Genomic DNA, 6,290 nt, shown 5'->3' on the forward strand with positions numbered 1-6,290 from the left:
GAGCCAGATGAGCCAGGCGGCACAGAACCTGAACTGGTTGATCACGAACTTCGTGGACAACACCCCGGGGGTGTCCCACACCGTCGTGGTGTCCGCCGACGGTCTCCTGCTTGCGATGTCCGAGGGCTTCCCGCGCGACCGCGCGGACCAGCTCGCGGCGGTCGCGTCCGGGCTGACCTCGCTGACGGCGGGCGCCTCCCGGATCTTCGAGGGCGGCACCGTGGCGCAGACGGTCGTCGAGATGGAGCGGGGATTCCTCTTCCTCATGTCCGTCTCCGACGGCTCCTCGCTCGCCGTCCTCGCCCACCCCGAATGCGACATCGGCCTCGTCGGCTACGAGATGGCACTGCTGGTCGACCGCGCGGGCGCCGTGCTCACGCCGGACCTGCGCGCCGAACTGCAAGGCAGTCTGCTTCACTGACCGCCCGGATCCAACCCACGTCACACAATCACCGTCCGGCCGCCACAGTCCCCCCACCGGCCCCGTCAGACGGCACGACTGACCGACTTGCTGTCCCGCCCGGAGGATTCATGACCCCGCCCACCGCCCATCATGATCCGTACGCCGAGTCGTACGGGGACGAGGGCGACCAGCCGCTGGTGCGTCCGTACGCGATGACCGGTGGCCGGACCCGGCCGCGCTACCAGCTCGCGATCGAGGCGCTGATCAGCACGACGGCCGACCCGGCAGCGCTCATGGGGCTGCTCCCCGAGCACCAGCGCATCTGCCACCTGTGCCGTGAGGTGAAGTCGGTGGCCGAGGTGTCGGCGCTGCTTGCCATGCCGCTCGGTGTGGCCCGGATCCTGGTCGCGGACCTCGCCGAGGCCGGCCTGGTCGCCATCCACCAGCCGGGTGGCGACGAGAACAACGGCGGCGCACCGGACGTGACGCTGCTCGAAAGGGTGCTCAGTGGACTTCGCAAGCTCTGACGGGGGCCGGGCCACCACCTCCGCCAAGATCGTGGTGGCGGGTGGCTTCGGTGTCGGCAAGACCACGTTCGTGGGCGCCGTCTCGGAGATCAACCCGCTGCGCACAGAGGCCGTGATGACATCCGCGTCGGCGGGTATCGACGACCTCACCCACACCGGGGACAAGACCACCACCACGGTGGCCATGGACTTCGGCCGCATCACCCTGGACCAGGACCTGATCCTTTACCTGTTCGGCACCCCCGGCCAGGACCGCTTCTGGTTCATGTGGGACGACCTGGTGCGCGGCGCGATCGGCGCGGTGGTGCTCGTGGACACCCGGCGCCTGGCCGACTGCTTCCCCGCGGTCGACTACTTCGAGAACAGCGGCCTGCCGTTCGTCATCGCCCTCAACGGCTTCGACGGACAGCAGCCGTACTCGCCCGACGAGGTCCGCGAGGCCCTGCAGATCGGGCCGGACACCCCGATCATCACGACCGACGCCCGCCACCGCGCGGACGCCAAGAGTGCGCTGATCACGCTGGTGGAGCACGCCCTGATGGCCCGCCTGCGGTAGGGATCAAGTGGTCCCTCGTGTACGGCAGTTGCCGTAGACCTCCAGGAGCCGGCTGTGGCCTTTGACACGGCCGGCTCCGGTGTTCATAACGTTTCGGCAGAGGAATCGGCCGATGCCGCCACACCGCGCGGTCGGTCGGTCTCGCTGTGCGTACGAAGGCCCCGTCTTTTGGCGGGGCTCGCTCTTTATGACCGTTTTATCTGGGGCTTACATCACATGGAACCAGCTCATCCCACTGTTTGGAAGAGACCTGGTTGACGTGCTGGAATGCCTGAACTGCCCAATAGTCAATGACGTACACATGGTCGATGGCTGATCGGGCTCTGAGAAACCGCGGCACGACGTAGGTGCCGACCGCCGAGAGGTTGTTGGTCGAGTGAGGCGAAGCAAGAACAGTCCCGAGCCGACGGCCCGGGGCAACTTCACCCCGCCGCCGCGCGGAGCGGCGCCCGCCCCTGGGTCCGGCTCGGAGCCCGCGGCCGCACCCGAGAAGAGCGGCGGCAGATTCGCCCCGCGCAACTGGCGGGTGCCCACCCGGCTGAACGCGATCCTGCTCATACCCGTGCTGGTCGGCCTCGTCATGGGCGGCTTCCAGGTCAAGAACTCGATCGACACCTGGCAGGAGGCCGAGGACGCGGAGAAGACCGCGCGCCTGGTCCGCGCCGCCCTCACCTACGCCGACGCCCTCTACAACGAGCGGGACTCCACGGCCGCGCCGCTGCTGAAGGGCAACGGCACGGAGGACGAGACCGTCAAGACGGCCCGGGCCGCCACCGACAAGGCCGCCGACGCCTTCGACGCGGCCGCCCAGGACATGCCGGACAAGCCGGGCCTGGAACGCCGGCTGAAGCTGTTCCGCGAGGCGGAGCCGAAGCTGCAGACGCTGCGCAGCGCCGCCTACACCACCAACCTCAAGGGCGTGCAGACCGAGGAAGGCTACGTCCAGATCTCCCACCCGCTGACCGAGTTCGCCAACGAACTCGGCCTCGGCACCGGCAACATCACCTCCTACGGCCGTACCGTCTACGCGATCACGCTGACCAAGAGCGCGCTTTCACTGGAGCGCTCCATCGGCACCCACCTGCTGGTCAACCCGGGTCCGAGTGCGACCGACCTGGCCAAGCAGCGGGTCGCGCTGAGCTCGTACGCCTACCTGGAGCGGATCGCCGTCGAGGAGTACATCGGCGGTGGCACCGAGGCCGACGCACAGCGGCTGCAGAACGCCCAGGCGGACATCAAGTCCAAGGCGGACGCCCTGGCCAAGGAGGCCGCGGCCAAGAACCCGGACTACGTCGCCCCGCCGTCCGACCCCACCGTCATGGTCGCCGGCATCTCCGGCCTGACCAGCACCGACTCCTCGGAGCGGGCCGCGCTCGCCGAACGGGGCATCACGCCCGAGAACTGGTGGGCGGTCACCACCCTGAAGTACGACGCCTACCGCCAGATCGAGTCGGACATGGCCGACCGGGCGGTGAGCGAGGCCTCCGACATCGCCTCCGAGGCCAAGACCGACGCCATCATCACCGGTGCCGCCGTCGTGGTGGCCCTGCTCGTCGCGTTCATCCTGGCCGGCGCCGTCGCGCGGCAGATGAGCCGCTCGATGCGCCAGCTGCGCAACGCGGCCTTCGGCATCGCCGAGCAGCGCCTGCCGATGCTGGTCGACCAGCTCTCGCGCACCGACCCCGGCCGGGTGGACACCCGGGTCGCCCCGATCCCGATCACCACCCGGGACGAGATCGGCGAGGTCGCGCGCGCCTTCGACCAGGTGCACCGCGAGGCCGTCCGGCTCGCCTCCGAGCAGGCCCTGCTGCGGGGCAACATCAACGCGATCTTCACCAACCTCTCGCGCCGCAACCAGTCGCTGATCGAGGGCCAGCTGACCCTGATCACCGATCTGGAGAACAACGAGGCGGACCCGGACCAGCTGGAGAACCTCTTCAGGCTGGACCACCTCGCCACCCGTATGCGACGCAACGGCGAGAACCTCCTGGTCCTCGCCGGCGAGGAGCCCGGCCGCCGCTGGGACCAGCCGGTCCCGCTGGTCGACGTGTTGCGGGCCGCCTCCTCCGAGGTGGAGCAGTACGAGCGCATCGAGCTGCAGGGCGTCCCCGAGGCCGAGATCCACGGCCGCGCGGTCACCGACCTGGTGCACCTGCTCGCCGAGCTGCTGGAGAACGCGACGACGTTCTCCTCGCCCCAGACCAAGGTCCGCGTCACCGCGACCCGGCTGCCCGACGGCCGCGTGATGATCGAGATCCACGACAAGGGCATCGGCCTGACCGCCGAGGACTTCGCGGAGATCAACCACAAGCTGGCCAACCCGCCGACCGTGGACGCCGCGATCTCCCAGCGCATGGGCCTGTTCGTGGTGGGCCGGCTCTCCGACCGGCACGGCATCCGCGTCCAGCTGCGTCCCTCCGGTGAGCAGGCCGGCACCACCTCGCTGGTCATGCTGCCGGACGCGATCACCCACGGCGGTGGCGGCGAGCCGCACACGGACCGCGACGAGTTCACCGTCTCGCAGATCATCCCGGAGCAGCAGCAGTACCCCGGCGTCGGCGAGGACTTCGGTCCCCCGATGCGCACGGCCGCCGAACTCGGCTTCGACGACAGCCGCTACGGCGACGTCCCCGACGACATCAGGGACCTGGACCCGGTGGGCCGCTCCCTGATGCGCGAGGAGCGCAAGGCGGCCCTGGAGACCCAGCCGCACGGTCACCCGGACGACCAGCAGGCGCCGGCCGCCCCGGCGGCGTACCCCGAGGGGTACGAGGCGCAGCAGCCCGACTACGAGGGCGCGCACACCGGCTACGACGATGGCGGCAGCGGCTATGGCGAGCAGGCCGCGGGCTACCCGGGCCCGCAGACGTACGAGGAGCCTCAGCAGGCGTCGTACGACGAGCAGCAGTACTACGCGCAGGGCGGCGACGACACCTTCACGTCCGGTGGCGGCTACCCGGAGTCCGGGTATGCGGAGCCCACGCACGAGGAGCGGGCGACGGCCGGTGCGAACCAGGCGGACGGCTTCCCCTCGTACGAGGAGCAGTCCTACCAGGACGACTGGCCGCAGCAGAACGACTACCCGGGTGGCTATGCGGGCGGCTACGCTCCAGGCGGCTCGGAAGCGGAATCCTCGCAGGCCGCTGACGCAGGTGAGCGGGACAGCGTAGGCTTCGACCGTCCGGGACCGGCCCCCTCCGCCGGCCACGAGCTGACCGACGCCGGGCTCCCCCGCCGCGGTTCCTTCGCGGCGGACGGTTCGCACGGCGCCCCGGGGCCCGTGCACCAGGAGGAGTCGGCCCCCGCTTCCGACGGCCACGGCGACAGCTGGCGTTCGGCGAACGACGAGCGCTGGCAGCAGGCCTCGCAGCTGCGGAAGCCGAAGGCGGGCGGGGTCACCTCCTCCGGTCTGCCGCGGCGGGTGCCCAAGGCCAACCTGGTCGAGGGTTCCGCCGAAACCACCCCCCAGGGAGGCCCACAGGTCTCCCGCGCCCCGGAGGACGTCCGGGGCAGGCTGAGCAACCTGCGGCGCGGCGTCCAACGAGGCCGCAACGCAGGCAGTGAAACGAACGGCCAGGGCTTCGGTCCTGACAGCACCTACAACCAGGAGCGTTAGTGTGAGCCCGATGAGCCAGGCGGCACAGAACCTGAACTGGTTGATCACCAACTTCGTGGACAACACCCCGGGGGTGTCCCACACGGTGGTGGTCTCCGCCGACGGACTCCTTCTGGCGATGTCCGAAGGCTTTCCCCGCGACCGCGCCGACCAGCTCGCGGCCGTCGCCTCCGGTCTGACGTCGCTGACGGCAGGCGCCTCCCGGATCTTCGAGGGGGGCAGCGTGAACCAGACGGTTGTGGAGATGGAGCGGGGATTCCTCTTCATCATGTCCATCTCCGACGGTTCGTCGCTCGCCGTCCTCGCCCACCCCGAGGCGGACATCGGCCTCATCGGGTACGAGATGGCTCTTCTGGTGGACCGCGCCGGCACGGTCCTGACGCCCGACCTTCGCGCGGAGCTCCAAGGGAGCCTTCTCAACTGACAGTCGGACGGTGCGTACACGCGTCCCGAGGCCGTAGTGTTTCGGGACGCGGCTCCCACCGGGATGGGTGCCAGGCACAGTCGGAGGAGGAGAGAACGTGGCAACACCCCCAGGCGGTTCGTCGGGTAACTGGTCGTACGGTCCTGGCCAGGGCCGGGGCGACGGCTCCGCGAACCCGTACGACTTCCCCTCCACGCCGAACCAGCGGCAGCCGTACGCGCCCCAGGGTCCGCAGGGCCCCGGGCAGTCTCCGTACGACCAGCCGCACTCGCCGCGCATCCAGCCCGTGCAGCCGCAGCGTCGCACCCCCGAGCCGGCGCCCGCCGGGGCGTCGAACAACCCCCTGGTGCGTCCGTACGCCATGACCGGCGGCCGGACCCGCCCGCGGTACCAGCTCGCCATCGAGGCGCTGGTGCACACCACCGCGGCTCCGCACCAGATGCAGGGCCAACTGCCCGAGCATCAGCGGATCTGCAACCTGTGCCGGGAGATCAAGTCGGTGGCCGAGATCTCGGCCCTGCTGACGATCCCCCTCGGCGTGGCCAGGATCCTCGTCGCCGACTTGGCGGAGGCGGGACTGGTCGCCATCCATCAGCCCGGCGGCGACGAGAACGCCGGTGGCCAGCCAGACGTGACACTGCTCGAAAGGGTGCTCAGTGGACTTCGCAAGCTCTAGCGGAGGGCCGGTTTCTCAGAGTCGCTCCACCACCTCCGCGAAGATCGTGGTGGCGGGCGGCTTCGGCGTGGGCAAGACCACGTTCGTC

Annotated in this window: 6 protein-coding genes and 1 pseudogene; all 7 read left to right on the forward strand. The window is 70.0% G+C overall.

Going from position 1 to position 6,290, the window contains the following annotated elements; genetic code table 11:
- The first annotated feature begins 7 nt into the window (after nt 1–7).
- Nucleotides 8–421 carry a roadblock/LC7 domain-containing protein gene (locus tag ACSLTV_RS20640; protein WP_023546525.1) on the forward strand — a complete coding sequence of 138 codons (414 nt, stop codon included), beginning with the start codon at nt 8–10 and terminating at the stop codon, nt 419–421.
- Nucleotides 422–531: 110 nt separating this feature from the next.
- Nucleotides 532–930 (forward strand): DUF742 domain-containing protein, encoded by a 399-nt coding sequence (locus tag ACSLTV_RS20645; protein WP_073889866.1) that lies wholly within the window; start codon nt 532–534, stop codon nt 928–930.
- Nucleotides 911–1,486: a GTP-binding protein gene (locus ACSLTV_RS20650; RefSeq protein ID WP_009190815.1), complete on the forward strand. Its 576-nt coding sequence runs from the start codon at nt 911–913 to the stop codon at nt 1,484–1,486. The genes ACSLTV_RS20645 and ACSLTV_RS20650 overlap by 20 nt, the downstream gene beginning before the upstream one ends.
- 376 nt (nt 1,487–1,862) lie before the next feature.
- Nucleotides 1,863–5,102, forward strand: a complete 3,240-nt coding sequence (locus ACSLTV_RS20655; RefSeq protein WP_432138940.1) for a nitrate- and nitrite sensing domain-containing protein — start codon at nt 1,863–1,865, stop codon at nt 5,100–5,102.
- 10 nt (nt 5,103–5,112) lie between these two features.
- Nucleotides 5,113–5,526, forward strand: coding sequence for a roadblock/LC7 domain-containing protein (locus ACSLTV_RS20660; protein WP_004983065.1), 414 nt, complete (start codon nt 5,113–5,115; stop codon nt 5,524–5,526).
- 97 nt (nt 5,527–5,623) lie between these two features.
- Nucleotides 5,624–6,202 carry a DUF742 domain-containing protein gene (locus ACSLTV_RS20665; protein WP_432138941.1) on the forward strand — a complete coding sequence of 193 codons (579 nt, stop codon included), beginning with the start codon at nt 5,624–5,626 and terminating at the stop codon, nt 6,200–6,202.
- A pseudogene (locus ACSLTV_RS20670) lies at nt 6,183–6,290 on the forward strand (ATP-binding protein); the annotation flags it as partial. The gene ACSLTV_RS20665 and the pseudogene ACSLTV_RS20670, both read left to right, overlap by 20 nt.

Source organism: Streptomyces sp. bgisy159 (assembly GCF_965341775.1).
Classification (GTDB): Bacteria; Actinomycetota; Actinomycetes; order Streptomycetales; family Streptomycetaceae; genus Streptomyces.